At 69.0% G+C, this 24,678-nt stretch carries 24 protein-coding genes; 1 reads left to right on the plus strand and 23 read right to left on the minus strand.

All coding sequences use genetic code 11. The features are described 5' to 3' along the window. Positions 1 to 21: 21 nt before the first annotated feature. The 20 genes from bla to AC3ITM_RS18790 form a co-directional block, all read right to left on the minus strand. On the minus strand, positions 22 to 1,029 hold the full coding sequence (gene bla / locus AC3ITM_RS18695; protein ID WP_489267210.1) for a subclass B3 metallo-beta-lactamase: 1,008 nt from the start codon (positions 1,027 to 1,029) through the stop codon (positions 22 to 24). 149 nt (positions 1,030 to 1,178) lie between these two features. Continuing rightward, positions 1,179 to 2,579: an FAD/NAD(P)-binding protein gene (locus AC3ITM_RS18700; protein WP_489270139.1), complete on the minus strand. Its 1,401-nt coding sequence runs from the start codon at positions 2,577 to 2,579 to the stop codon at positions 1,179 to 1,181. Positions 2,580 to 2,615: 36 nt separating this feature from the next. After that, positions 2,616 to 4,034: a cardiolipin synthase gene (cls, locus tag AC3ITM_RS18705; RefSeq protein ID WP_489267212.1), complete on the minus strand. Its 1,419-nt coding sequence runs from the start codon at positions 4,032 to 4,034 to the stop codon at positions 2,616 to 2,618. Positions 4,035 to 4,232: 198 nt separating this feature from the next. Continuing rightward, positions 4,233 to 4,400: a 50S ribosomal protein L33 gene (gene rpmG, locus AC3ITM_RS18710; RefSeq protein ID WP_172407465.1), complete on the minus strand. Its 168-nt coding sequence runs from the start codon at positions 4,398 to 4,400 to the stop codon at positions 4,233 to 4,235. A 10-nt stretch (positions 4,401 to 4,410) separates the two neighbouring features. Next, positions 4,411 to 4,647 (minus strand): 50S ribosomal protein L28, encoded by a 237-nt coding sequence (gene rpmB, locus AC3ITM_RS18715; protein ID WP_005411638.1) that lies wholly within the window; start codon positions 4,645 to 4,647, stop codon positions 4,411 to 4,413. A gap of 226 nt (positions 4,648 to 4,873) precedes the next feature. Beyond that, on the minus strand, positions 4,874 to 5,383 hold the full coding sequence (locus AC3ITM_RS18720) for a DNA polymerase III subunit epsilon (protein WP_489267224.1): 510 nt from the start codon (positions 5,381 to 5,383) through the stop codon (positions 4,874 to 4,876). A 93-nt stretch (positions 5,384 to 5,476) separates the two neighbouring features. Beyond that, positions 5,477 to 8,641, minus strand: coding sequence for an efflux RND transporter permease subunit (locus AC3ITM_RS18725; protein ID WP_489267226.1), 3,165 nt, complete (start codon positions 8,639 to 8,641; stop codon positions 5,477 to 5,479). Positions 8,642 to 8,679: 38 nt separating this feature from the next. Beyond that, positions 8,680 to 9,669 carry an efflux RND transporter periplasmic adaptor subunit gene (locus tag AC3ITM_RS18730; RefSeq protein ID WP_489267228.1) on the minus strand — a complete coding sequence of 330 codons (990 nt, stop codon included), beginning with the start codon at positions 9,667 to 9,669 and terminating at the stop codon, positions 8,680 to 8,682. Continuing rightward, the gene (locus AC3ITM_RS18735) at positions 9,666 to 10,976 is read right to left on the minus strand and encodes a TolC family protein (RefSeq protein WP_489267230.1); all 1,311 of its coding nucleotides are present in this window, start codon (positions 10,974 to 10,976) and stop codon (positions 9,666 to 9,668) included. Before AC3ITM_RS18735 ends, AC3ITM_RS18730 begins: the two co-directional genes overlap by 4 nt. 56 nt (positions 10,977 to 11,032) lie before the next feature. Continuing rightward, the gene (locus AC3ITM_RS18740; RefSeq protein ID WP_489267232.1) at positions 11,033 to 11,401 is read right to left on the minus strand and encodes a DUF2946 family protein; all 369 of its coding nucleotides are present in this window, start codon (positions 11,399 to 11,401) and stop codon (positions 11,033 to 11,035) included. 100 nt (positions 11,402 to 11,501) lie between these two features. Beyond that, positions 11,502 to 13,286, minus strand: coding sequence for a DUF885 domain-containing protein (locus AC3ITM_RS18745; protein ID WP_489267234.1), 1,785 nt, complete (start codon positions 13,284 to 13,286; stop codon positions 11,502 to 11,504). Positions 13,287 to 13,612: 326 nt separating this feature from the next. Further along, entirely contained in the window at positions 13,613 to 13,960 is a 348-nt protein-coding gene (locus tag AC3ITM_RS18750; protein WP_489267236.1) for a lipid-A-disaccharide synthase N-terminal domain-containing protein, read from the minus strand. After that, the gene (locus tag AC3ITM_RS18755; protein WP_489267237.1) at positions 13,954 to 14,676 is read right to left on the minus strand and encodes a glycosyltransferase; all 723 of its coding nucleotides are present in this window, start codon (positions 14,674 to 14,676) and stop codon (positions 13,954 to 13,956) included. The genes AC3ITM_RS18750 and AC3ITM_RS18755 overlap by 7 nt, the downstream gene beginning before the upstream one ends. An 87-nt stretch (positions 14,677 to 14,763) precedes the next feature. After that, the gene (locus AC3ITM_RS18760; protein WP_489267239.1) at positions 14,764 to 15,729 is read right to left on the minus strand and encodes an SDR family NAD(P)-dependent oxidoreductase; all 966 of its coding nucleotides are present in this window, start codon (positions 15,727 to 15,729) and stop codon (positions 14,764 to 14,766) included. Positions 15,730 to 15,780: 51 nt separating this feature from the next. Then, positions 15,781 to 16,509, minus strand: coding sequence for a suppressor of fused domain protein (locus tag AC3ITM_RS18765; RefSeq protein ID WP_489267241.1), 729 nt, complete (start codon positions 16,507 to 16,509; stop codon positions 15,781 to 15,783). Between the two features lie 40 nt (positions 16,510 to 16,549). Continuing rightward, positions 16,550 to 16,858 (minus strand): helix-hairpin-helix domain-containing protein, encoded by a 309-nt coding sequence (locus tag AC3ITM_RS18770; RefSeq protein WP_228887072.1) that lies wholly within the window; start codon positions 16,856 to 16,858, stop codon positions 16,550 to 16,552. A 34-nt stretch (positions 16,859 to 16,892) separates the two neighbouring features. Next, positions 16,893 to 17,816: a ParB/RepB/Spo0J family partition protein gene (locus AC3ITM_RS18775; protein WP_489267243.1), complete on the minus strand. Its 924-nt coding sequence runs from the start codon at positions 17,814 to 17,816 to the stop codon at positions 16,893 to 16,895. Next, entirely contained in the window at positions 17,816 to 18,613 is a 798-nt protein-coding gene (locus tag AC3ITM_RS18780) for a ParA family protein (protein ID WP_228887074.1), read from the minus strand. The genes AC3ITM_RS18775 and AC3ITM_RS18780 overlap by 1 nt, the downstream gene beginning before the upstream one ends. A gap of 212 nt (positions 18,614 to 18,825) precedes the next feature. Next, positions 18,826 to 19,464 (minus strand): 16S rRNA (guanine(527)-N(7))-methyltransferase RsmG, encoded by a 639-nt coding sequence (rsmG, locus tag AC3ITM_RS18785; protein ID WP_228887075.1) that lies wholly within the window; start codon positions 19,462 to 19,464, stop codon positions 18,826 to 18,828. A gap of 53 nt (positions 19,465 to 19,517) precedes the next feature. Next, on the minus strand, positions 19,518 to 20,117 hold the full coding sequence (locus AC3ITM_RS18790) for a 4'-phosphopantetheinyl transferase family protein (RefSeq protein ID WP_489267245.1): 600 nt from the start codon (positions 20,115 to 20,117) through the stop codon (positions 19,518 to 19,520). 90 nt (positions 20,118 to 20,207) lie between these two features. On the opposite strand from AC3ITM_RS18790, the gene AC3ITM_RS18795 reads away from it, so the two are divergent. Further along, positions 20,208 to 20,459, plus strand: coding sequence for a GlsB/YeaQ/YmgE family stress response membrane protein (locus AC3ITM_RS18795; RefSeq protein WP_489267247.1), 252 nt, complete (start codon positions 20,208 to 20,210; stop codon positions 20,457 to 20,459). 57 nt (positions 20,460 to 20,516) lie between these two features. Here the strand turns inward: AC3ITM_RS18795 and xth are convergent, their stop codons facing one another. From xth to AC3ITM_RS18810, 3 genes are all read right to left on the minus strand, one after another. After that, complete coding sequence (gene xth, locus AC3ITM_RS18800; protein ID WP_489267249.1) at positions 20,517 to 21,284, minus strand: exodeoxyribonuclease III; 768 nt, start codon at positions 21,282 to 21,284, stop codon at positions 20,517 to 20,519. Between the two features lie 155 nt (positions 21,285 to 21,439). Then, the gene (locus AC3ITM_RS18805; protein WP_489267251.1) at positions 21,440 to 22,855 is read right to left on the minus strand and encodes a coniferyl aldehyde dehydrogenase; all 1,416 of its coding nucleotides are present in this window, start codon (positions 22,853 to 22,855) and stop codon (positions 21,440 to 21,442) included. A 151-nt stretch (positions 22,856 to 23,006) separates the two neighbouring features. Further along, positions 23,007 to 24,662, minus strand: coding sequence for an MFS transporter (locus AC3ITM_RS18810; RefSeq protein ID WP_489267252.1), 1,656 nt, complete (start codon positions 24,660 to 24,662; stop codon positions 23,007 to 23,009). Positions 24,663 to 24,678 lie beyond the last annotated feature (16 nt).

Consider the following 24,678-nt stretch of genomic DNA (forward strand, 5'->3'; position numbering starts at 1 on the left):
GCCCTCCGCGCCCTCCCTGCGTCAGGGCTTACGGCCAGCCGCCTCCTCCTTCAGGCGGGCGTCCAGCTGGGCGCGCCCGTTCTGCGCGTAACGCTTGCAGGCTCCCGCATCGACCAGCGGCGATGCCCCATCGCCGGCCAGGCGGGCGAACAGATCGCTGCCCAGCGGATGCGGCGTCACGTGGATGTCGCAGGGCAGCGCGGCCAGTGTGTCCAGGCCACGCCGGAAGGCGGCCACCATCTCCGGATGATCCAGGTAGCGGTACTGCGCGTCGGAGATGGCACTGACGCTGTCGGTGTAGGCGATGTCCAGGCAACGCGCGCCTTCGCAGGAACGCCATGTCCAGCTGGTGCCACCGGGAGTGTGGCCCGGCGTGGCATGCGCGGTCAGCGCCAACGGACCAACACGGACCACCTCGCCATCGCCGATCACCGCGACGTCGGCCACCGGCGGGAAGCTCCCACCGGGCTCCAGGTACTGCGGATCGCTGCGGTCGCTCTTGCCCTTGCGCAGCGTGGCCAGCGCAGGCGCGCGCGCCAGCAGCGGGGCGCCGGTGGCCGCCTGCAGATGGGCCAGGCCGGCGGCATGGTCGGAATGTTCGTGCGAGTTCAACAGGTATTTCACCGCGTGCGGATCCAAGCCCAGCGCACGGATATTGGCCTCGATCAGCGGACCGGCCGCCACGGTGCCGCCGTCGATCAGCACATGGCCCTGGTCGGAGGTGACCAGCACCGCCGACAGCCCGCAGGTGCCCACATACCACGTGTTGCCGAAGATGCGCCGTGGCGGGGCGCGATCGTTCCAGCCGTCCATGACGCTGGCACCCGCCGGACAGGCCGGAATGTCATCGACTGCGCTGGCCACGGGCGTCGCGGCGCTGGCCGGCGCACCGGGTGCGGGGGCATCGGCCCTGTCCGCCGGCCGACAGGCGGCCAGCAGCATGCCCATACCCAGTACGGCGAACACGCGGCGCATCACGGCCGAGGCAGCGGGGCCGCGCAGGGCGGTCGGGGCGGAGGTGGGCGTCATGCGCATTCCCGGTCTGAAAGACAGCAGCCTAGAGCGGTAGGCGCGCCGTCACCAATGCGAAGATTGAGACAGAGGCATTAGCCCTTTCTATACCTCGCTTCAACCGTACTGCGTGTTGTCGCAGTTGGCCCACCCACCCACGCAAGGCGTCAGCCCAGCGCGCGTCCTGCGGCCTGTTGCGCCTGCACCCGCAACTCCGGAATGGCCAGGCTTTCCCACAGCGTGCCGATGCGCAGGCTGCCGACCACCTGGATGCCGTGCTGTGGCTGACCACCCGCATCGAGCAGGTGGCCCTGCTGCACCGACGTATCCAGCCCCAGCCCATGCGGGCCCGGGCGCGCATGGCCGTCGGCGAGCAGCTGCTGGACCAGTGGATTGCGCATCGCCGTGGCGCGGGTTTCCACCCCGGTGGCATTGACCAGCGCGCCCACCTGCAGCGGCGGCAGGCCGCCGTCGGCGCCGTGCGCATGCACCTGCAGGGTGCCGTCGAGCACCAGCACGGTGTCGAGCCGGGCGCGATGGCGCTGCAGCTGGCCCGACTGTTCCAGCGCGGCCAGCTGCGCCTGGACGCGTTCGGCAATGCGATGGCGGTGCACGTCCCAGTACCGCACCACGTGGCGCAGGAAACGGCGCTGGTCGGCGGCATCCAGCCCCCACCACAGTGCCTGGCCGAGCGGGCGGATGCGATCCATCACGCTCTGCCACGGCAGGCCCTGCGCGACGGCGTCACGGGCATGCCCGCGCAGCGTGCGCAGCGCCTGCCGCAGTGGCAGGCCCGGCAGCGGTTGCGGATCGAAGCTGGCCGCGCCGCCGTGCGCGTGCGGCAACGGCAGCAGCGCGTGGCGCGACAGTACGTGGATACGGCCGCGATGCCCGGCGTTGGCCAGGGCCACCACGCTGTCGGCCATGCTCAGGCCCGAGCCGATGATGGCCAGGTCGCCGTCGCCGGCCAGCATCCGCACGCCGTCGTAGTCCCAGGCATCGACGACCTTGCCCGGCGGCAGCGCGTCGGCGCCGGCGACCGGCAGCGGACGCATGCTGTTGCCGCAGGCCAGCACCACCTGGCGCGCCTGCCAGCTGTCGCCGCCGGCCAGGGTCAGGCGCTGCGTGGCGGTGCCGGGCTGCAACGCGGTCACCGCGTCATGCACCACGCTGAACTGCGCGGGGCTGCCGGCCTGCGCCTGCTCCAGCCGTGCCTGCAGGTAGGCCGCATAGCAGCGGCGCGGCGCGTACTCGGCGGCCAGCGCGTCGCGCGGCATGCCGGGGAACGCGTCGACCTGCAACAGGTAGTCGAGGAAATCATCGGGGGCATCGGGCAGCCCGCTCATCCTGCCGACCGGCACGTTGAGCAGGTGCTCCGGCCACGGGGTGGCGTAGGCGATGCCCTGGGCCAGCGCCGAGGCCGGCTCGAACAAGGCGACATGCAGCGCAGTGGTTGCCGTGCGCAGCGCATGCAGCGCCACCAGTACGCCCGCCGCACCGCCGCCGACGATGGCCAGATCACACTGGCGAAGGGATTGGGTTGCCGTCATGCCCCGATTGTAGGCGATGCACGCGATGGCCCCGTATCGGCCATCGCCGCGGCGCTACATCAGCGCATCGGCCAGCCGCGCGATGCCTTCGCGGCTGCGCCGCCACGCCGCGCGCTGGCGCCAGCTGCGCAGGTCGAGCTGGCGCGATTGGCCCAGGTAGTCGTTCTCGATCTGCAGCAGCTGGGCGACGATGCCGCGGTCGTAGCAGAGCATGCCGATTTCGGCATTGAGCGCGAACGAGCGGATATCCAGGTTGATCGAACCGACCAGGGCGATGTCCTCGTCCACGGTCAGGTGCTTGGCATGCAGGAAACAGGGCTGGTACAGCGCGATGCGCACCCCGCAGCGCAGCAGTTCATCGTAGTAGGCCTCCTGCGCCCACGCGGTGAGCCGCTGGTTGCTGCTGGCCGACAGGATCAGCTGCACCTGCACCCCCGACAGCGCGGCAATGCGCAGTGCGCTGAGGGTGGCCTCGTCGGGCACGAAATACGGGGTGACCAGCACGATGCGGCGGCGCGCCAGGTGGATCAGCGCATTGACCGCATCGCGTGCATTGCTGAACGGGTAGGCCGGGCCGCTGGGCAGCAGCTGGGTGGCCACGTCGGCCGAGCACACCGGTACGGCGGTCAGCACGTCCAGCCGCTGGCCGGTTTCCATGTACCAGTCGCTGGCGAACACCGCCTCCAGGTGCGCCACGCCCGGGCCGCGCACGCGCGCGACCAGTTCCTTGTTGGGGAAGCCGGGCACGAACTGCGCCTGCGCCAGGTTCTGCGAGCCGATGTAGCCGACCCGGTTGTCGATCACCGCGATCTTGCGGTGGTTGCGCAGGTCCATGCGCCCGCTGCGCCGCCAGCGCAGGCCGCCGGGCAGCATCGCCCGCACATCCACGCCGAGCGCCTGCAGGCGGTGCCGGTAATGGCGCAGGCCGCGCTTGGCCCCCACCGCATCCAGCAGCAGCCGGCAGTGCACGCCGCGCGCGGCGGCGCGCTGCAGGGCCTGCACGATGGCCTCGCCAACCGCATCGTCGAACATCAGGTAGTACAACAGGTGGACGCGCTCGCGGGCTTGGTCGATGTCGGCGATCAGCGCCTGCAGCGAAGCGTCGTAGTCGTTCAGCAGTTCCACCGCGTTGCCGTGGATGGGCATGAAATCGCCCTGGCGCTCGATCAGCGGCACGATCTCGGCGGTGGCGGTATCGGCCACCGGGGTCCAGCGCAGCGGCGGCTGCAGCGCCTGTTCCTCGCGGATCACCTGCGAGGCCTCGGCCTGGCGCTGCACGCGCTGGCGCGACAGCCATGGGTGGCCGAACAGCAGGTACAGCGGCAGACCCAGCAGCGGCACGAAGCCGACCAGCAGCAGCCAGCTGCGCGCCGCACCCGGGGTGGTGCGGGTGGGAATCCAGAACAGCGCGGCCAGCCGGATCAGCCAGTCCAGCAGCAACAACCAGGAACCCAGCAGCCACTCGAACAGCATCGCGTCGCCCGTCGGGGGTGTGCAGGCATTCTGCCATGGGTGGTGTACACGGCCGTGTTGGCGGCGGTGGGCCTGGCCGCCAACGGGCGTGGCCACCAAAGGGCGTGACCACCAACGGTGGCCACCTACCGGGCGCGGCCAACAAAAAACCCGCCACGAGGGCGGGTTCTTCAGGGGAAGCTCAAGCATCCTTGCGGATTACTTGATCTTGCCTTCCTTGTACAGGACGTGCTTGCGCACGACCGGATCGTACTTCAGGAATTCCATCTTCCCGGGGGTGTTCTTCTTGTTCTTGTCCGTCGTGTAGAAGTGGCCAGTGTTGGCCGTCGAAATCAGACGGATCTTGTCGCGCTTGCCTGCCATGATCGTTTACTCCTCAGACCTTTTCGCCGCGCGCACGCAGCTCAGCCAGAACGGAATCGATGCCGTTCTTGTCGATGGTGCGCAGGGCATGCGCGGAAACACGAAGCTTGACCCAGCGGTTTTCGCTGGCCACCCAGAAGCGGCGCTCGTGCAGGTTGGGCAGGAAACGACGACGGGTCTTGTTGTTGGCGTGCGAGACGTTGTTACCCGTCTGCACTCGCTTGCCGGAAACTTGGCATACGCGGGACATTGCGCACCTCGATGAAAGTAATTGTCAGCCCATAGCCCGGGCGACGGCGGCCTCGGCGGTTTCCCGCCACACGTCATGAGAATCAAAGGGTTACGCTGTCGAGGGCGGGCCGGATGACGTGTTCCCGGCCACCGATCCGGAACAATCCGGACACAGCGAGCCGCGCATTATGCCGCAGCCGGGGCGGCCGTGCAAGTTGTCCACAGGGCCAGGGTGCCGCGCGCCCTCAGCGCAGGTGCGGGATCACCTGGGCCAGCAGGTGGGCATCCTTCAGGGCGCCGTGCAGGCCCCGGCTGTGGACGATGCCCAGCCGCTGCAGCAGGTCGTCGAGCTTGTTGGGCATGCCCGGCCAGCGGCGCCGGGCCAGTTGCAGACTGCAGGTGACCCGGCAGTGCCGGCCCAGGCCACCGGGGATGCCGGCCAACCGCAGCTCGTTGTCCAGGAAGCCGACATCGAAGCTGGCGTTGTGGGCCACCATCTCGCTGCCGCCGAGGAAGTCCAGCAGTTCGGTGGCCTTGCTGGCGAACAGCGGCTTGCCCACCAGCATGGCATCGCTGATGCCGTGCACGCGCTGCGCGCGCCAGTCCACACCGCGCTGCGGCTGCAGGTAGGTGTGGAACTGGCGGCCGCTGATCCGGCCATCGATCAGCTCCACCGCCCCGATTTCGATGATCCGATCGCCCAGGCGGTGCGAGATGCCCGTGGTTTCGGTGTCCAGACTGATCACACGTTGCATGCGGCTCCTTGCGCTTGCCTGCGCCCCATCCTTTCACCGGGACGCCTGTCGACGCATTTTCGCACGCCGCCCCGGTTGGGGCGGCGCGCGCAGTCACATATCCTTGCGGTGCAGCCAGCGGTACAGCACCGGCAGCAGCAGCAAGGTCAGCAGCGTGGACGAAACGATCCCGCCGATCACCACGGTGGCCAGCGGCCGCTGCACTTCCGAGCCGGCGCCGACATTGAAGGCCATCGGCACAAAGCCCAGCGAGGCCACCAGCGCGGTCATCAGCACCGGGCGCAGCCGGCCCAGCGCACCGTCGCGCACCGCGTCGGCCAGCGGCAGGCCACCGTCGCGCAGGCTGCGCATGAAGCTGATCATCACCAGGCCGTTGAGCACCGCCACGCCGGACAGCGCGATGAACCCGACCCCGGCCGAGATCGACAGCGGAATGCCGCGCGCGGCCAGGGCGAGCACGCCGCCGGTCAACGCCAGCGGCACGCCGCTGAACACGATCGCCGCGTCCTTGACCGAGCCGAAGGCCCAGAACAGCAGCGCGAAGATGATGATCAGGGTGACCGGCACCACCACCGCCAGGCGTTGGCTGGCCGAGATCAGCTGTTCGAAGCTGCCGCCATACTCGATCCAGTAGCCGTTGGGCACCTGCACATCGCGGCCGATCGCCTGCTGCAGCGCGGTGACGAAACTGCCCAGGTCGCGGTCGCGCACGTTGGCGGTGACCACGATGCGGCGCTTGCCGTTCTCGCGGTTGATCTGGTTCGGCCCTTCGCTGTTGGCCAGCGTGGCCAGCTCGCGCAGCGGTACGGTGCGGGCGCTGCCGCCGGTGCCGCTGCCGGCGCGGCTGGATTCATCGGCGCCATCGGCCAGTGCGGTCTCCAGCGATACCGGCAGGTCGGCCAGCGCGGCCGGGTCCTGGCGCAGGGCTTCGGGCAGGCGCACCACGATGTCGAAACGGCGGTCGCCCTCGAACAGCTGCCCTGCCACCTGCCCGCCCACCGCCGTGGCCACGGTGGACTGCACCAGGCCGGGGTTGAGCCCGTAGCCGGCCAGCGCGGTGCGGTTGGGGGTGACGGTCAGCAGCGGCAGGCCGCTGGTTTCCTCCACGCGCACATCGGCCGCACCGGGCACCGTGCCGGCCACCGCCGCGATTCGCTTGCCCACCGACAGCAGCGTGTCCAGGTCATCGCCGAACAGCATCACCGCCACGTCGGCGCGCACCCCGGAAATCAACTCGTTGGTGCGCATCTGGATCGGCTGGGTGAACTCGTAGTTGTTGCCCGGCAGCTGCTCCACCGCCGTTTCCAGCTCGCCCAGCAGCGCGGCGCGCGGTTTGCGCGGGTCCGGCCAGTCCTTGCGCGGTTTCATCATGATGAAGGTATCGGCCACCGAGGGCGGCATCGGGTCGGATGCCACTTCGGGCGTGCCGATCTTGGAAAACACCTTGAGCACTTCCGGGAACTGCACCAGCCGGTTCTCGATCTGCAACTGCATCTGGATCGACTGGGTCAGGCTGGTCCCGGGGATGCGCATGGCGTGCATGGCCACATCGCCTTCGTCCAGGTTGGGCACGAACTCGCTGCCCAGCCGCGTGGCCAGCAGGCCGCAGCCGACCACCAGCACCAGCGCGCCAGCCACCATCCAGCGCCCGCGCCGCAGGGCCAGCGCCAGCAGCGGTTCGTAGCGCCGGCGTACCCAGGCCATCAGCCGGTTTTCCTTCTCCTGCACGCGGCCGCCGAGGAACAGGGCGATCGCCGCCGGGACGAAGGTCAGCGCCAGCACCATCGCCCCGCTAAGGGCCAGTACCACGGTGATCGCCATCGGGTGGAACATTTTTCCTTCCACCCCGGACAGCGCGAAGATCGGCAGGTACACCGCGGTGATGATGCCCAGGCCGAACAGGCTGGGGCGGATCACTTCGGCGGTGGCGCTGGCGGTTTCGGCGAAGCGTTCGGCGCCGGTCATGTCGCGGCCCAGCGCGTGCTGGCGCTGGCCGAAGCGGCGCAGGCAGTTTTCGATGATGATCACCGCACCGTCGACGATCAGGCCGAAGTCCAGCGCGCCCAGGCTCATCAGGTTGGCCGACACGCCGCCGCGGGCCATGCCGGTGAGGGTGAACAGCATCGCCAGCGGAATCACCGCGGCGGTGATCAGCGCCGCGCGGAAATTGCCGAGCAGCGCAAACAACACCACGATCACCAGCAGCGCGCCCTCGACCAGGTTCTTGGCCACGGTGTCGATGGTGCGGTCCACCAGTGCGGTGCGGTCGTAGCTGGCGGTCACGGTGACGCCTGCGGGCAGGCTGGCCTGCGCCTGCCGCAACCGCGCCGCCGCGGCCTGGGCCACGTCGCGGCTGTTGGCCCCGATCAGCATCACTACCGTGCCCATCACCACTTCATGGCCGTTCTGGGTGGCCGCGCCGCTGCGCAGTTCCGGGCCGTCCTTGACTTCGGCCACGTCGTGCACATGGATCGGCACGCCTTCGCGGCGGGCCAGCACGATGTTGCCGATCTCCTCCAGGTTGGCGACCTGGCCGGGAATGCGCACCAGGAACTGCTGGCCATTGCGTTCGATATAGCCGGCACCGACGTTCTGGTTGTTGGCTTCCACCGCCTGCGCCACGTCTTCCAGGCTGAAGCCCAGCGCGCGCAGCCGCGCCGGGTCCGGGGTGATGTGCACCTGGCGCTGGAAACCGCCGATGGTGTTGACCTCGGTCACCCCGGGTACGTTGCGCAGCTGCGGACGGATCACCCAGTCCTGCAGGGTGCGCAGGTCGGTGGCGGTGTAGGCACTGCCATCGGGCTTGCGCGCCTTGGGGTCGGCGTCGATGGTGTACATGAAGATCTCGCCCAGGCCGGTGGAGATCGGGCCCAGTTGCGGGTCCAGGCCGGCGGGGATCTGCGATTTGACCTGCTGCAGGCGTTCGGCCACCTGCTGGCGGGCGAAGTAGATGTCGGTGCCGTCCTCGAACACCACGGTGACCTGCGACAGGCCGTAGCGCGACAGCGACCGCGCCTGCTCCATGCGCGGCAGGCCGGCCATCACCGTTTCCACCGGGTAGGTGATGCGCTGTTCGGTTTCCAGCGGCGAATAGCCCGGCGCGGCGGTGTTGATCTGCACCTGGACATTGGTGATGTCCGGGGTGGCGTCGATCGGCAGCTTGGTGAAGCTCCAGATGCCCACCGCGACCAACGCCACGGTCAGGGACATCATCAGCCAGCGGTGGGCGATGGAGGCGCCAATGATGCGCTCAAGCATGACCGTGCCCTCCGCGATGCCGGGGCTGCAGCGCGCGCTCAATGTTCATGCGATGCCCCCGCCTTGCCGATGTCGGCCTTGACCACGTAGCTCTGCTCGACCACGACCTCCTCGCCCAGGGCCAGCCCGGACTGCACTTCGACCTTGCCGGCATCGCGCGCACCCAGCGTGACCGGGCGCGCGGTGTAGGTGTTGCCGCGCCGCACGAACACCACGTCCTTGCCGTCCAGGCTCTGCAGCGCGCTCAGCGGTACCACCTGCGCGGCCGGGGTGGAGGCGACCACGATGCGCGCCTTGACCGCCGCGCCCGGCCGCCACAGGCCATCGTCGTTGCGCAGCGTGGCCCGCGCCACGGTGCTCTGGCTGGCGGTGGCGGTGCCGGGCAGCACGCGTTCGAGCGTGGTGGCCTGGCTGACCCCATCGGTCATCCGCGACACCGTGACCGGCACGCCGGCGGTGATGTGCTGGGTATCGTTGCCGAAGATATGCAGGTCCACCCACAGCGAAGACAGGTCGCCGATCTCGAACAACGGCGTGCCCTCGCCCGCCACCCCGCCGACCTGGGCCTGGCGCGCCAGCACCACGCCGGAAATCGGCGCACTGACGCTGTAGGTGGTCAGGCTGAGGTTGCTTTCGATGCTGGCCAGTACCTGGCCGGCACGCACCCGGTCGCCGACGTTGGCGCGCAGCGAGCGGATCGGCCCGGGGAAGCGCGCCATTACCTGCGCCACGCGGCCATCGACCGGGGTCAGCAGGCCCTGTACATCGTGTTCGTCGGCGATGGTGCCGGCCGCCACGGGAGCCACGCGGATACCGGCCTGTTCGGCCATCGCCGCGGCGATGGTGGTGCTCTGTGGGGCGTCGTGGTCGTCCTGTTCGCCCTCGGCATGCCCGGCCTCAGCGTGGCCGGCATCGGCGGCGGTGTCGGCCGCTGCCACGGCGGGGGTGTCCCTGCTGCAGCCGCCCAGGGCCGACAGGGCAAGCAGCAGGCTGGCGGTGAGCGCCGTGCGGGATGCGGAAGTGGTCATCGGCGGTCCTCCGTGGACACGTGGCTAGGGGTGGGGGTATCGCCGGCGGCGAGCATGCCCTGCCCGGTGAGGCGCTGGATTTCGATCAGGGCGGTCTGCGCGGCGATCGCCGCCTCGCGCTGGCGCTGGCGCGCGTCGATGCGCATCGCCTGCAGCTGCGCCCATTCCATGTAGCTGATCGCACCGGCACGCCAGGCTTTTTCAGCGGCGTTTTCGGCACGCTTGAGCTGCGGCAGCACATCGCTTGCCATGCGCGCCACTTCCAGCCGCGAGGTCAGGTAGCGGCCATGCGCTTCGGCCAGGGTGGCGTACAGCTGCAGCGCGCGCGCGTCGCGCTCCACGCTGTTGAGTGCCAGTTCGGCTTCGGCGGCGCGGATCTCGGGCGCTGCGCGCGCCACGCTGCCCAGCGGCAGGCTGAATCCGGCAACGAACGCGTTGTCACGGCTGTCGCGGCTGTTGCGTAGCCCCACCTGCCAGTTGAAGTCCGGGCGCGCGGCGGTACGCGCCAGTTGCACCTGCGCCTGGCGGATGCGGCGTTCGCCGGCCAGCACGGCCAGTTCCGGGGTGCGTTGCAGTTCGTCTGCGAGCACGGCGAAATCCTGCAGTGCCGGCAGTTGCATCGGGTCGCCGGTGACCACGTCGAAGCCGGGATCGCGCTGCTTCCACAGCGCCGACAAGGCCATGCGCGCGGACTGGTCCATCTGCCGGGCGCGGTCGCGGTCCAGTTCGGCCTGGGCCAGCATCGCCTGGGCGGTGAACAGTACCGATTCGGGCGAGGCGCCGGCCTGCAGGCGCAGGCGTGCGGCGGCCACGGCGCGGCGGCGCTGTTCGATGTCGGTCTGCGCGATGGAAAGTTGCTGGCGCGCATCGGTGACGGCCAGGTAGCGGCGCGCCACTTCGGCCATCAGGTCCAGCCGCGCGGTCTCGCGCTGCGGGGCCAGGCTGTCGATGTTGGCCTGGGCCACGGCACGGCGCGCATCCAGCTTGCCGCCCCGTTCGAGCACGCCGGCCAGGGTGACGGTGAGTTCGGCGGCCTTGAAGCCGCGGTTGCCACCGGTCCCCAGCGCGTTCTCCAGGTCCACGCCCAGGGTCAAGGGCGGGCGCAGCCCGGCTGCATCGCGGCGTGCTTCCCAGACCGGGCGCTGGGCATCGACCAGGCGCAGCTCGGGGTGGTATTGGGCAACGCGCGCAAGCGCGTCATCGAGGGTGAGGGCAACAGGGGGCGACGGTGCCGCCGGCGCCGTGCCCTGCGCATGGGCGCCGGGCACGAACGCAAAGACAGCCAAGGCTGCCAGACGCATCCACATGGGAAATCTCCAGATAACGGTTCAGATGGGCAAGCGCGGCACAGGGCCGCGTGGCATCAGGACGCTATCGGGGGGCGCAACACGCTCTCGGGCGGCTGGGTGCGCAGCTGCGCGGTCAACCCTGCCGGCAGGCTGTGCGCCGGCGCGGCCGGCAGCACCCACGGCAGTGACGCCATCGGCAACACGCCGCCATGGCCGTGGCAATGCCCGCAATGGACCAGGACATGCAGCAGATCGCCATCGTCCTGCTCGGCATCGGCGCTGCCCGCTGCGGCCGCATCGGCCGGCGCGGCATCGCTGTGCAGGCTGATGTGGATGTCGGCCAGGGCCGAGGCGGTGGCCGTGCCGAACACGCCCAGGCCCACGGCGACCAGCATCAGCAGGCGCAGCAGCAGGGACGGACGCGGGCGGGCATGGCGGTACATGCCGGCAGGGTAGCGGGCCGCTTGCGCGTTACACAATCGCAGCGGCCCGCATTGGTTCACATTGCCGGGCCGGCCACGCACGGGCCGGCGGCTTGCCGGTTCAGCCGGCGGCCTTGCGTTCGGCGATATAGGCCTGGATCTGCGACTCCAGCACCGGCAGCGGTACCGAGCCCTGCTTGAGTACCGCGTCGTGGAACCCCTTGATGTCGAAACGCTCGCCCAGTTCCTGCTCGGCCTGCGCGCGCAGGCGCACGATGGCGATCTCGCCCAGCTTGTAACTCAGGGCCTGGCCCGGCCAGGAGATGTAGCGGTCCACTTCGGTGGTCACTTCATGTTCGCTCAGGGCGGTGTGGTCGCGCAGATAGGCGATCGCCTGCTCGCGGGTCCAGCCCTTGTGGTGCACGCCGGTATCGATCACCAGGCGCGCGGCGCGCCACATTTCGTAGGTCAGGCGGCCGAAATCCTCGTACGGGGTTTCGTAGATGCCCATCTCCACGCCGAGCTTCTCGCAGTACAGGCCCCAACCTTCGCCATAGGCGGAGATGTAGGCATTGCGGCGGAACTCGGGCAACTGGCCCTGTTCGGCGGCCAGCGCACCCTGCAGTGCATGGCCCGGGTCGGATTCGTGCAGGGTCAGCGCCGGCAGGTTGTACAGCGGGCGCGCCGGCAGGTTGTAGGTGTTGAGCCAATAGGTGCCCATGCCACCGCGGCCGGCGGTCCAGAACGGGGCGATGTCCGGCGGCACCGGCACGATGGTGAAGCGCGCGCGCGGCAGGGTCATGTACTTGCCGATCACCCCGTCCACGCGCTTGGAGATCCATGCGGCGCGATGCAGCAGTTCGTCGGGGGTCTTGGCGTAGAACTGCGGGTCGGTGCGCAGGAACGCCAGGAACTGCGCGAAGCTGCCCTTGAACTGTACCTGCTTGATGATGCCGTTCATTTCCTGCTGGATGCGCGCCACTTCCTTCAGGCCGATCTCGTGGATCTGCTGCGGGGTCAGGTCCAGCGTGGTGTATTGGTGGATCTGCTGCTTGTAGTAGGCCTTGCCACCGGGCATGGCTTCGGCGGCCAGGGTGGTGCGTGCCTGCGGCACGTACTCACCGACGAAGAAGGTGCGCAGCTTGGCGAAGGCCGGCACCACGCTGCCGCTGATGGCCTGGCGGGCCTGGTCCTGCAGCTGTGCCTGCTCGGCGGCCGGGATGCTGGACGGCAGCTTCCTGAAAGGCGCATAGAGGGGGGAGGCGGTCGGGTCCTTCAGTTCGGACACGGTGGCGATGGAGACTTCGCGGCCATCGAGCACCGCGCGCGGCACGCTGAAGCCACGCTTCAGCCCGGCGCGCATGTTGTCGGTCTGCTGGTCGAAGTAGCGCGGCACGTCGTTGAGGCGCGCGATGTAGTTGCGGAAGTCCTGCGCGGTCTTCATCTCGCGGCGGGCCATGAACGAGAGGTTGGACCAGAACGAGGAATCGGCGTTGAACGGCATTTCATAGCCGCCCAGGCGCACCTCGGCGGCCAGGTTGAACACCTGGTCGCGGTAGATGGCGTAGTTGATCCGGTTGTCCGGCGACAGGGCCTGGACGTCGACCTTGTCCAGCTGGGCCAGTACCTGGTCCCACACCTTCAGCCGGCCCTGCTGGGCGGCCGCGCCCACATCGGGCATACGGGTGGCATTGGCCGGGCCGTCGCCGTCTTCGCTGGCCTCACCGCCACCGGCCTGCCGCCATTTCCATTCGGTCTCGTAGATCGCCTTGAACTGCGCATCGGCAGCGCTTTCGGTGGCCAGGCTGGGCGGGGCCGCGGCCGGGGGAGCCGAAGGGGCGGCCGGGGCGGCACCGGCAGGCAGGGCCAGGGCGAACAGCAACGCAGCAACGAGCGGTGATTTCACGATCAGGGATTCCCGTGGGACGGCAAACCCCGATCATGGCACCAAGCCAGCGCCCGGGCATGGATCAAAGGTCCTGCCCGCGCAGCGGGCAGGACCCGGGACCGGCCAATGGCCGGGACCGCAGCGCCGAAGGCGCGCGTAGGCACCGACCCGTGGTCGGTGATCCCATCGCGGGCAGGACCCGGAACCGGCCGCAGGCCGGGACCGACGCGCCAACGGCGCGTGGTAGATCCACGCCATGCGTGGATACCGCGCGCAGCGCGGCACACCCGTCAGACGTTCATGACACCGCACCAAGAGCATCCACGCATGGCGTGGATCTACCGCTAATGCTCCGCCCGGTCCCGCCTCCAGCCACGGTGCTGGATATCCAGCTTCAGGCTGTACAGGGCGGTGAACGCCGGGAACAGGTTCTGCAGCACGCCCACCGAATCCTGCTTGGCCGAGAACAGGAAATAGCTCAGCGTCATCAGGCTGCCGACCACGCTCATGTACCAGAACAGGCGCGGGATCACCGGTTTGCCGGCGCGCCGGGAAGCCACGAACTGCACCAGCCAGCGGCCGCCGAACATCAGCGCGCCGGTGTAGCCGATCAACTTCCAGCCGGTCACGTGCAGCCCGGTCCAGTACAGCCAGGTCAAGGGTTGATCGAGCCAGTGCAACTCCATCAGCATTCTTCCACGGCGGTACGCTTGCTGCGCCTGATCAGCCAGGCCACCCCGCGCAGGTCGCCGATGCCGACCAGCGCGCGGCCCAGGTTGTTGTACTTGGACACCCCGGCGGTGCGGTGGCGGTGGTTGACCGGCACGCTGAGCGTGCTCCAGCCGGCGCGCTGCATCAGTGCCGGCAGGTAGCGGTGCATGTGGTCGAAGTACGGCAGGTCCAGGAACGCGGCGCGCTCGAACAGCTTGATGCCGCAGCCGGTATCGGGGGTGTCATCGCGCAGCATGCGCGCGCGGATCGCATTGGCCCACCTGCTGGCCCAGCGCTTGCTGCCGCTGTCCTGGCGGTTGACCCGCCAGCCGGCAAACAGCTTGACCTGCGGCGGCGCGGCGGCGCGGGCGGCCAGCAGCCTGGGAATGTCGGCCGGATCGTTCTGGCCGTCACCGTCGAGGGTGGCGATCCACGGCGCGCGGGCCTGCTTGACCCCGTTGCGCACCGCGGTGCTCTGCCCGCTCTGGCTGGCATGGTGCAGCACCCGCAGTTCCGGGGTGCCGGCCTTGAGCGCCTGCAGCACCGCCAGGGTGTCATCGCGCGAGTGGTCGTCGATGTAGACGATTTCGAAATCGAGCTGGCCACGCAGGGCCGCGGTGATCTCGCCGATCAGGGGGGTGACGTTGTCGCGTTCATTGAAGACCGGGACGACGACCGACAGTTGGGGGTGGCTCATGGTCGGGCTCTGCGAATGGCCAGGAACGAAAAAGAGCGCGCATTTTCCGCAGCGAAGGTTATCCGAAGATGAATCGGTGCGTGTGTGTCAGGCGTGATCGCCGAAATAATCCCGGCACCAGGCCACCACCGGGGGCAGGCCCTGGGCGATCGGCGTGGCTGGATCAAAGCCGAATGCGTCACGCGCACGGGTGGTATCGGCCATGGTGCGGACCATGTCGCCAGGCTGCATCGGCTTGTAGACCTTGTGCGCCGGGCGACCGGCCGCCGCCTCGATGATGCCGATGAACTGTTCCAGTTCGATCGGGGTGTGGTTGCCCAGGTTGAAGACACGGTGCGGCACGCCCTCGCCGGACGGATGCGCCAGCGCGCCGAGGATACCGGCGACGATGTCGGAAACATGTGTGAAATCGCGCTGCATTTTGCCGTCGTTGAACACCTCGATCGGGCGCCCGGCCAGCACCGCGCGCGAAAACAGCAGCGGCGCCATGTCCGGCCGGCCCCACGGGCCATACACGGTGAAGAAGCGCAGGCCGGTGGCAGGCAGGCCGTACAGCTGGGCGTAGGTGTAGGCCATCAGCTCGTTGGCGGCCTTGGTGGCCGCATACAGCGAGCGCGGCTTGTCGATGCGCTGGTCTTCGGAGAACGGCGGGGTGGCCGAGTCGCCGTACACCGAGCTGCTGGACGCATACACCAGGTGGGCCACGCCGCGGTGGCGGCACAGTTCGAGCATGTTGACGAAGCCGACCAGGTTGCTGTCGACATAGGCGTGCGGGTTTTCCAGCGAATAGCGCACGCCGGCCTGCGCGGCCAGGTGGACCACCCGGGTCGGCCTGACCTGCTCGAACAGCGCGGCCAGGCCGTCGCGGTCGGTCAGGTCCAGCACGCGGATGTCCGCGTCCGGGCACAGCGCCGCGACCCGGTCGCGCTTGAGCTGCGGGTCGTAGTAATCGTTGTAGTTGTCCAGGCCGACCACCGCTTCACCGGCATCGAGCAGGGCACGGACGGTGTTGGCGCCGATGAAGCCTGCGGCGCCGGTTACGAGAATGGTCATGGCGGGGGTCCTGGAAATTCCAGTCGACAGGATATCGCCGATGCGCCGCGCTCAGAACAGCCCGAAGCGTTTCCTGGCAACGTTGACCCGTCCCGGCTCGATGAGGTCGCTGATGCCCTTGGCGTCGAAGCGGTCCAGCAGCGCGTCGCTGCCCTTCTTCAGCTTCAGCGCCATTTCTTCCGGATACAGCGGCACGAGGGACATGAACACGATGGTTTTCTCATCGCTGATGACCAGGTGGCTGAAATCGTCGGGGGAGGTCACCGGCGGCAGCACGATCGCCCCGCTGAAGCCCACGCCCGGCGCGTAGGGCTGGGCCGGGTCGCCATTGGGGACGGTATGGCCAAAGCCCAGCCAGGAATCGAACTTGTGCGGCAGGCGCGCCAGCTCCTTGAGCAGGCGGATCGGCCAGTAGTGACGTTCGTCCTTGAAGTCGGCCTGCTGCAGCGGCCAGACGGCCGGCAGCGTCACCATCAACTCCATGTGCCGCGGCGAACCCTCCGCGCCAGCGGACAAGGTCATGGGCAAGTCGCTCATGCCCGATGTCACCAGCCGCAGGTGCGGGAAATCCTCCGTGGCCGGTACCACGTGCACGTCAATGTGCACCGCATCGGAAATGATCTCGTGGAAGACAAACGAGATCGGCCCGAGATGCTGCTCGATATGCGCGCTGATCCGTTCGATGCATTCCTCACCGGCGGCCGGTGCAAAATCGCGGGGCTGGGTGTGGATCAGCATCGGGCTGCCGCCCGGGCTTACGTCGTCATAGGGGGTGTTCATCCATGGCTCCTTGTTGGCGGCCACCGCCTGCCGGGACGTGTCACCACAGGGTGAGCGGGGCGTCCTTGGCCAGGGTGGCCTTGCGTTCCTTGCTGAAATCCCACCACGGCCGCGGGGCCTCGCCCTGCATGAAGCGCACGATCGACAGGAACACGTCGATCACGCAGGGGTCGTGCATCACCCCGGTGCGCAGGCACAGTTGGGCGTACATGTCATAGGCGTCGCGGCCGCGCAGATGGGCGGGCACGCGGATGCCGATCAAACGAAGATCCTTCTCACAGGCCGGCCCGACATTCGGCAGGTCGGTCAGACGCAACAGATGGTTGCGGTCGACCTTGGTGGGGTTCATTGCTGGGGGGGAATCCTCTGGCGCGGGCGGGGACTCAGCCCTTCTGTGCGCGAAGTCGTTCGAGCACGCCGTCCAGCGTGTCCAGGTCGGTGTAATGGATGATCAACTTGCCCTTGCCGCCACGGCCGTGGTTGATCGCCACGCGCGCGCCCAGCGATTCGGACAGCTCGGTCTCCAGCGAGGCGATGTCGGCCTGCGGGGCGCTGGCGGCCGGCTTCTTGCGCAGCGCGCCGGGCACCTTGCCGGCGGAAAACTGCTGCGCGCGATGTTCCACTTCGCGCACCGACCAGCCCTGGTCGGCCGCTTCCTGGGCCAGCTTGCTGGCCAGTTCCGGCGCCAGCGTGAGCAGCGCGCGGGCATGGCCCATTTCCAGCCGGCGGGTTTCCAGCAGCAGGCGGATGGCGATCGGCAGCTCGAGCAGGCGCAGCAGGTTGGACACCGCCGCGCGCGAGCGGCCGACGGCCTGCGCGGCCTCGGCGTGGGTCAGCGCGAACTCGCTGATCAGGCGCTGCAGGGCTTCGGCTTCTTCGAGCGGGTTGAGGTCTTCGCGCTGGATGTTCTCGATCAGCGCCATCGCGATGACGGTGCGGTCTTCCAGCTCGCGCACCACCACCGGCACTTCGTCCAGGCCGGCCAGCTGCGAGGCGCGCCAGCGGCGTTCGCCGGCGACGATTTCGAAGCTGTCGGGGCCGAGCTGGCGGACCAGGATCGGCTGGATCACGCCCTGCGCCTTGATCGATTCGGCCAGCTCGGCGAGCTTGGTTTCATCCATGTCGCGGCGCGGCTGGTACCTGCCCGGCTGCAGATGGCCGACCGGCAGCTTGCGCAGCACTTCACCGGGCAGCGGTTCGACCACGGCGGCGGCCTGCACCTGGGTCACGGCGCCCTTGGGCCCCAGCAGCGCATCGAGGCCACGGCCGAGGCCGCGTTTCTTGCCGAGGGCGGGCTTGGTGCTCATCAGGCGGTCTCCATGGCCTTGTCGGCCTTGTTGCGTTGTTGGTGGCGGCGGATGATCTCCCCGGCCAGGCCGAGGTAGGCCACGCCACCGCGCGAAGCACGGTCATAGCCGACGATGCTCTGCCCGTGGCTGGGCGCTTCGGCCAGGCGTACGTTGCGCGGCACGATGGTACGGAACACGCGATCGCCGAAGTGGTCGGTCAGTTCGGCCGACACCGCGTTGGCCAGGTTGTTGCGCACATCGAACATGGTGCGCAGCACGCCCTCGATCTCCAGGGTGGGATTGAGGTTGGCGCGCAGCGCCTCGATGGTTTCCACCAGCGCGCTCAGGCCCTCCAGCGCGTAGTACTCGCACTGCATCGGCACGATCACCGAGTCGGCCGCGGCCAACGCGTTGAGGGTCAGCAGCGACAGCGCCGGCGGGCAGTCGATCAGGATGTAGTCGTATTCGTCGCGGATCGGCGCCAGCGCGCGCTTGAGGCGCTGCTCGCGCTCGCCCTGGTCCATCAGCTGGATCTCGGCGGCGGTCAGGTCGATGTTGCCCGGCAGCAGGTCGAAGCCTTCCGGGGTGGTGACCCGGACTTCGGCCGCCGTGGCCTCGCCCAGCAGCAGGTCGCAGGTGGACGCGGCGACCTCACGCTTGTCCACCCCGCTGCCCATGGTGGCATTGCCCTGGGAATCGAGATCGACCAGGAGCACGCGCTTGGGTGCAGCAGCCAGGGAGGCGGCCAGATTGACGGCAGTCGTGGTCTTGCCGACGCCACCTTTCTGGTTGGCGATGGCGATGATGCGGGCCATGCGGGTGAGCCTCATCGGCAGGGAGTGGGACTGGTCATTATGCGTATATGGGGCGTGTCATGCACTGTGAGATGCACGCCGGCCAACCCCCGCCCGGGCGCCTGCCCGCCCGGAGTGCGCCCGATGGACACCGCAGCGGCTGCTGCGACAGGCGCTGACGCCGATATCCGGCAGCCCGCCGGCGGTGTCGCCGGCAACCCCACCGGGGCCGGTCAGGGACCGGCAACCACCACCAGGTGGCGTTCGCCGGTCAACCCGGGGACGTGCAGCGGCAGCACCTGTTCGACCCGCCAGCCGGCCGGCAGTTGGGCGATTTCCTCATGCGGATGGACGCCCTTCATGGCCAGCAGGCGCCCGCCCGGGCGCAGCAGGTGGCCGCCGACCTGGATGATCCCGGCCAGGGTATCCATCGCGCGCGCGGTCAGGTGGTCGTAGGCGCCCGGCTCGGCCAGGGCCTCGGCGCGCGACTCGGCCACGCGCGCATTGGCCAGGCCCAGCTGGCGCACGGCCTCGCGCATGAAGCGGGCCTTCTTGCCATTGCTTTCGACCAGGGTCACCTGCAACTGCGGGCGGGCGATCGCCAGCGGGATGCCCGGCAGCCCGGGGCCGGTGCCCAGGTCGGCCAGGCTGCCGCTCTCCAGGTAGGGCTGCATCGCCAGCGAGTCGAGCAGGTGGCGGGTGACCATCTCCAGCGGGTCGCGGATCGCGGTGAGGTTGTAGGTGCGGTTCCAGCGGTCGAGCAGGGCCAGGTAGGTCAGCAGCGGCGGCGCCAGTGCGGCGTCCAGGTCCATCGCGGCCAGGCCACGCGCGAGCGCCTCGGCCACGCCGGCCGGAAGTGTGTGTTCGGTCATGGGCGCATTATCGCAGGTCGGCTGCCGTCCCGGCGGGCCGCGCGGGACGACCATCAGAGCGCGTGGAAGGCCAACGCGGCGCGGAAATCGTCGGCCGCCTGCCATTCGTGCAGCGTCCAGCGCGCCGCCGCGCCCAGCTCCGGGTCGCACCAGGCCAGCTGCAGCGCACCGCCCGGGGCCGGAGCCAGCTGCAGGCGGTGCAGGCCGAACGAGATGCCCTGCCCCTGCGCCTTGAGGATGGCTTCCTTGGCGCACCAGACCCGGAAGAACCAGGGGTGGCGGGCGTCCTCGTCCAGGCCCAGCAGCCAGTCCTGCTCGGCCGGGTGGAAGAAACGTTCGATGATCTCGGCCATGCGCGGCCGCGGCCGCAGCGGCTCCAGGTCCACGCCCAGCCGCACGCCCTCGCCCAGCGCCACCAGCAGGCGGCCATGGCTGTGGCTCCAGCCGGTGCCCAGGTGCGCCAGCGGGCCATGCAGCTCCGGCCGGCCGCGGGCATCGCGCTGCAGCGGCAGGCTGCCCGGCGCGGCGCCAAGCTGTTGCGCCAGCAATACCCGTGCCTGCGGTTCGCCGCGGGTGCCGTTGACGTGCGGCAGGCACCAGACCGTGACCGGGCCGAACCGCCACGGGCCACCCAGGGCCGCCGGCAGGGTCATGCCCGCCTCCGGCGCGCGGGGCTGCACGGCGATTTCACGGGGGTTGCCGTCAACTGGCGCGGTCGTACACGCAAACCGGGAGTCAAGGCTATGGGCATCATCATCTGGTTGATCGTCGGCGGCATCGTGGGCTGGCTGGCCAGCATCATCATGAAGCGCGACGCGCAGCAAGGCATCATCCTCAACATCGTGGTGGGCATTGTCGGTGCACTGCTGGCCGGCTGGCTGTTCGGCGGCGGCATCAACGAAGCGATCACCATACGTACGTTCCTGTTCTCGTTGATCGGCGCGGTGATCCTGCTGGCGATCGTGAACCTGTTTACGCGCAAGAGCGTGCGCTGACCGGATCGCGGCGGGTGCGGACACAAGGCCCGGCATTGCCGGGCCTTGTTGTATCGGTCAGCCCAACTGCACCCATGCCGGCGCATGGTCGCTGGGGCGGTCCCAGGTGCGCGGCTGCCGGTCGATGCCCGAGGCCAGCGCACGCGCCTTGAGCGCGTCGGACACCAGGGTCAGGTCGATGCGCAGGCCCAGGTTGCGGCGGAAGCCGGCGGCGCGGTAATCCCACCAGCTGAACACCCCTTCCTCCTCGCTGTGCAGGCGGAACGCATCGTGCAGGCCCAGCTGCAGCAGTTTGTTGAGCGCGCCGCGCTCGGCGGTGGAGGTCAGGATGTGGTTGTCGTTCCACACCAGCGGGTCGTGCACATCGCGCGCGTCCGGGGCGATGTTGAAATCGCCCATCACCACCAGCTCGGGATACTGCTGCAGTTCCGCCGCCACCCAGGCCTGCACGGCCTCCAGCCAGCGCAGCTTGTAGGCGTACTTGTCGGTACCCACGTCCTGGCCGTTGACCACGTACAGGTTGATGATGCGTACCCCGCCCACGGTAGCGGCGATCGCGCGCTTCTGCTCGTCCTCGAACCCGGGAATACCGATCTGCACGTCCTGCGCCGGTTCGCGCGACAGCAGCGCGACGCCGTTGTAGGTCTTCTGCCCGGCAAACACGCTGCGGTAGCCCAGCCCGGCCAGCACTGCGTCGGGGAACTTGTGGTCCTCCATCTTGGTTTCCTGGATACCGACCACGTCCGGCGCGAACGCGGTGAGCCACTGTTCCAGGTGCGGCAGGCGCACGTTGAGCGAATTGACGTTCCAGGAGGCGATTTTCATGGGGTCATTCTACCTGCGGGGCACCGCCCCGGTGGGCATCCCTCGCGCTCCGGCCCTGTACCGACCAACGGTCGGTACCTACCGCGCGTGGTCGGTACCTCGTGGTGCGGTAGCCACCGACCATTGGTCGGTGGGACGGGACCGGTGGGCCGGGATCACCGCACCAGCACCTTCAACATCCCGGTGATCTTCGAATACGGCGGCTTGAGCAGGTCGCTGGCCGCCCAGCGCGACTGCCACAGCACCGGCAGCAGCTTGCTCAGTCCGTCGAACCCGGCGCGGCCGTGGTAGGCGCCCATGCCGCTGGGGCCGACGCCACCGAACGGCAGGCCGTTGATGGCGAAGTGCAGCAAGGTGTCGTTGACGGTGACGCCGCCGGCCACGATCCGGCCCAGCACGCGCTCGACCACCTCACGCTGCTGGCTGAACACATACATCGCCAGCGGCCGGTCGCGCCCCTCCACCTCGGCCAGCGCCGCATCCAGGTCCGGATAGGCGCAGACCGGCAGGATCGGCCCGAAGATCTCCTCCTGCATCAGGTCCAGGTCGGCCGGCGGGTCGAGCACGATGGTCGGCACGATCAGGCGTTCGCGCCGGGCACGTTCGGGATCGACCGTGGCCAGCTCGATCACCGGCACCCCGCGGGCGCGCGCCTGGTCCAGGTAACCGCGCAGGCGCTGGTACTGGCCGTCGTGGATGATCCGGGTGTAATCGGCGGCATCGCTGAAATCGCCGTAGCGCGCGCGCACCTGGGTCTGCAGTTGCTGCACCAGTTCGCGCTGGCGGGTGCCGTCGATCAGGACGTAATCCGGCGCGATGCAGGTCTGCCCGGCGTTGAACCATTTGCCGGTGGCCAGGCGCGCTGCCGCCTTGTCCAGCGGATAGTCGGCGCACACGATCGCCGGTGACTTGCCGCCCAGTTCCAGGGTCAGCGGGGTCAGGTGCGCGGCGGCGGCGGCCATGACCTTGCGCCCGACCGCGGTGGAGCCGGTGAACACCAGGTGGTCCAGCGGCGCGCCGGCCAGCGCGCTGGCCAGCGCCGCACCGCCCTGCACCACCGCCACCCGGGCGGGCGGGAACACCTCGGCCAGCAGCGCCTGCAGGAACGCGCTGGTGCGCGGGGTGTGTTCGGAGGGTTTGAGGATGACGTGGTTGCCCGCCGCGATCGCGGTGGCCAGGGGGATCAGCGCCAGGTTGACCGGGTAGTTCCACGGCGCGATCACCCCGACCACGCCCAGCGGTACCGGCCGGAGCTGCGCGCGCGCCGGCCAGAACCGCCAGCCGACGCCAACCCGGCGCGGCCGCGCCCAGCGCCGCAGGTGCGCGCGCAGGTGGTCGATCTCGCCAAGCACGGTCATGCCATCGGCGATCAGCGATTCGTGGGTGGAGCGGTGACCGAAATCGGCCGCGATCGCCTCGGCCATCTGCGGCAGGCGCGCCTTGAAGGCCACGCGCAGGCGCAGCAGATCATCGCGGCGCTGCGCCAGCGACGGCCGGTTGGCCTGCCAGGCGGCACGCAAGGCATGCAGGATCGCGGGAAGCGCGAGGGGATCGGTAGGGGCATCGCTCATGCGGCGACTATAGCGGCAGCACCTGTGATGGCAGGATCGGGGCGCGTCTCCGAAAGTTCATGGGGAGCCGGCCAGCGGCCGGCACTACCCGAAACGCGAAAAGGGCCGCGATTGGCATCGCGGCCCTTTGTTCGTGCAGTGCGAACCAACGTTACAGCGTGATATCCACCCCGCGCGTCTCGCGCAGGAACAGGCCGCCGACCACGACCGTCATCAACGCGATGATGATCGGGTACCACAGGCCGTAGTACAGGTTGCCGGTGCCGGCCACCAGCGCGAAGGAGATCGCCGGCAGGAAGCCGCCGAACCAGCCGTTGCCGATGTGGTACGGCAGCGACATCGAGGTGTAGCGGATACGGGTCGGGAACAGCTCGACCAGGTAGGCGGCGATCGGGCCATAGACCATGGTCACGTACAGCACCAGCAGCCACAGCATGAAGACGGTGCCGGGGATGTTGATGCGCGCGTTGTCGGCCTTGGCCGGGTAGCCGGCCGCGGTGAGCGCGCCCTTCAGCTCACCACCGAAGGCATCGGCCTTGGCCTTGAGTTCGTCCTTGGTCAGGCCGGCCGCCTCGAACGAACCGACCTTGCTGCTGCCCACCTGGACCTGGGCCAGCGAACCGGCCGGTGCCGGCTGTACTTCATAGGGCACACCGGCCTTGGTCAGGGCCGCGGTGGCCACGTCGCAGGAGCTGGTGAACTTGCGCATGCCGACCGGATCGAACTGGAACGAGCAGGTGTTCGGGTCGGCCACGACCAGGGCCGGCGAGTTGCTGCGCGCTTCTTCGATGGCCGGATTGGCGAAGTGGGTCAGGCCCTTGAAGATCGGGATGTAGGTGATGGCGGCCAGCAGGCAGCCGGCCAGGATGATCTTCTTGCGGCCGATACGGTCCGACAGCCAGCCGAAGAAGATGAAGAACGGCACGCCCAGCGCCAGCGCGGCGGCGATCAGCAGGTAGGAGGTGGTCGCGTCGACCTTGAGCATGCTGCTCAGGAAGAACAGCGCGTAGAACTGGCCGCCGTACCAGACCACCGCCTGGCCGGCCGCAGCACCCAGCAGCACCAGCAGCATCAGCTTGAAGTTGCCGCCCTTGAGGCTGTCACGGAACGGGGTCTTGGAGCCCTTGCCTTCGGCCTTCATCTGCTGGAACAACGGCGACTCGCTCAGCTGCAGGCGGATCCACACCGACACGCCCAGCAGCACGATGGAAACCAGGAACGGAATGCGCCAGCCCCAGGCTTCGAACGCCTCGTTGCCCAGGAAGTAGCGGCAGGCCAGGATGATCAGCAACGACATGAACAGGCCCAGCGTGGCGGTGCACTGGATGAAGCTGGTGTACAGGCCGCGCTTGTCGGCCGGGGCATGTTCGGCCACATAGGTCGCCGCGCCACCGTACTCGCCGCCCATCGCCAGGCCCTGGGCCAGGCGCAGGATGATGAGGATCACCGGAGCGGCAAAGCCGATCGAGGCGTAGTTGGGCAGCACGCCGACCAGGAAGGTCGAGATGCCCATGATCAGGATGGTGACCAGGAAGGTGTACTTGCGGCCGATGCGGTCGCCGAGGCTGCCGAAGAAGGCCGCGCCGAACGGGCGCACGAAGAAGCCGGCCGCGAACGCCAGCAGCGCGAAGATCATGCCGGTGGTTTCGTTGACGCCACTGAAGAACTGCTTGGCGATGATTGCGGCGAGCGAGCCGTACAGGAAGAAGTCGTACCACTCGAAGACAGTGCCCAGGCTGGACGCGAAGATGACCTTCTTGTGTCCCTGGGTGAGTTGGGGTTTTGCGGGTGCGGCTGTGGTGGACATGGGACGCTTCCCCTCC

The organism is Stenotrophomonas sp. KH_029 (assembly GCF_057839765.1).

What these genes read in the sequence shown, in the direction of transcription:
- AC3ITM_RS18770 (WP_228887072.1), bottom strand. Translation starts at nt 16,858, where the DNA reads ATGAACCCCACCAAGGTCGACCGCAACCATCTGTTGCGTCTGACCGAC.
- AC3ITM_RS18795 (WP_489267247.1), top strand. Translation starts at nt 20,208, where the DNA reads ATGGGCATCATCATCTGGTTGATCGTCGGCGGCATCGTGGGCTGGCTG.
- AC3ITM_RS18760 (WP_489267239.1), bottom strand. Translation starts at nt 15,729, where the DNA reads ATGACCATTCTCGTAACCGGCGCCGCAGGCTTCATCGGCGCCAACACC.
- AC3ITM_RS18740 (WP_489267232.1), bottom strand. Translation starts at nt 11,401, where the DNA reads ATGTACCGCCATGCCCGCCCGCGTCCGTCCCTGCTGCTGCGCCTGCTG.
- bla (WP_489267210.1), bottom strand. Translation starts at nt 1,029, where the DNA reads ATGACGCCCACCTCCGCCCCGACCGCCCTGCGCGGCCCCGCTGCCTCG.
- AC3ITM_RS18805 (WP_489267251.1), bottom strand. Translation starts at nt 22,855, where the DNA reads ATGAGCGATGCCCCTACCGATCCCCTCGCGCTTCCCGCGATCCTGCAT.
- AC3ITM_RS18720 (WP_489267224.1), bottom strand. Translation starts at nt 5,383, where the DNA reads ATGCAACGTGTGATCAGTCTGGACACCGAAACCACGGGCATCTCGCAC.
- xth (WP_489267249.1), bottom strand. Translation starts at nt 21,284, where the DNA reads ATGAAAATCGCCTCCTGGAACGTCAATTCGCTCAACGTGCGCCTGCCG.
- AC3ITM_RS18810 (WP_489267252.1), bottom strand. Translation starts at nt 24,662, where the DNA reads ATGTCCACCACAGCCGCACCCGCAAAACCCCAACTCACCCAGGGACAC.
- cls (WP_489267212.1), bottom strand. Translation starts at nt 4,034, where the DNA reads ATGCTGTTCGAGTGGCTGCTGGGTTCCTGGTTGTTGCTGCTGGACTGG.
- rsmG (WP_228887075.1), bottom strand. Translation starts at nt 19,464, where the DNA reads ATGACCGAACACACACTTCCGGCCGGCGTGGCCGAGGCGCTCGCGCGT.
- AC3ITM_RS18765 (WP_489267241.1), bottom strand. Translation starts at nt 16,509, where the DNA reads ATGAACACCCCCTATGACGACGTAAGCCCGGGCGGCAGCCCGATGCTG.
- AC3ITM_RS18755 (WP_489267237.1), bottom strand. Translation starts at nt 14,676, where the DNA reads ATGAGCCACCCCCAACTGTCGGTCGTCGTCCCGGTCTTCAATGAACGC.
- AC3ITM_RS18780 (WP_228887074.1), bottom strand. Translation starts at nt 18,613, where the DNA reads ATGGCCCGCATCATCGCCATCGCCAACCAGAAAGGTGGCGTCGGCAAG.
- rpmB (WP_005411638.1), bottom strand. Translation starts at nt 4,647, where the DNA reads ATGTCCCGCGTATGCCAAGTTTCCGGCAAGCGAGTGCAGACGGGTAAC.
- AC3ITM_RS18735 (WP_489267230.1), bottom strand. Translation starts at nt 10,976, where the DNA reads ATGTGGATGCGTCTGGCAGCCTTGGCTGTCTTTGCGTTCGTGCCCGGC.
- AC3ITM_RS18775 (WP_489267243.1), bottom strand. Translation starts at nt 17,816, where the DNA reads ATGAGCACCAAGCCCGCCCTCGGCAAGAAACGCGGCCTCGGCCGTGGC.
- AC3ITM_RS18725 (WP_489267226.1), bottom strand. Translation starts at nt 8,641, where the DNA reads ATGCTTGAGCGCATCATTGGCGCCTCCATCGCCCACCGCTGGCTGATG.
- AC3ITM_RS18750 (WP_489267236.1), bottom strand. Translation starts at nt 13,960, where the DNA reads ATGCTGATGGAGTTGCACTGGCTCGATCAACCCTTGACCTGGCTGTAC.
- AC3ITM_RS18730 (WP_489267228.1), bottom strand. Translation starts at nt 9,669, where the DNA reads ATGACCACTTCCGCATCCCGCACGGCGCTCACCGCCAGCCTGCTGCTT.
- AC3ITM_RS18790 (WP_489267245.1), bottom strand. Translation starts at nt 20,117, where the DNA reads ATGACCCTGCCGGCGGCCCTGGGTGGCCCGTGGCGGTTCGGCCCGGTC.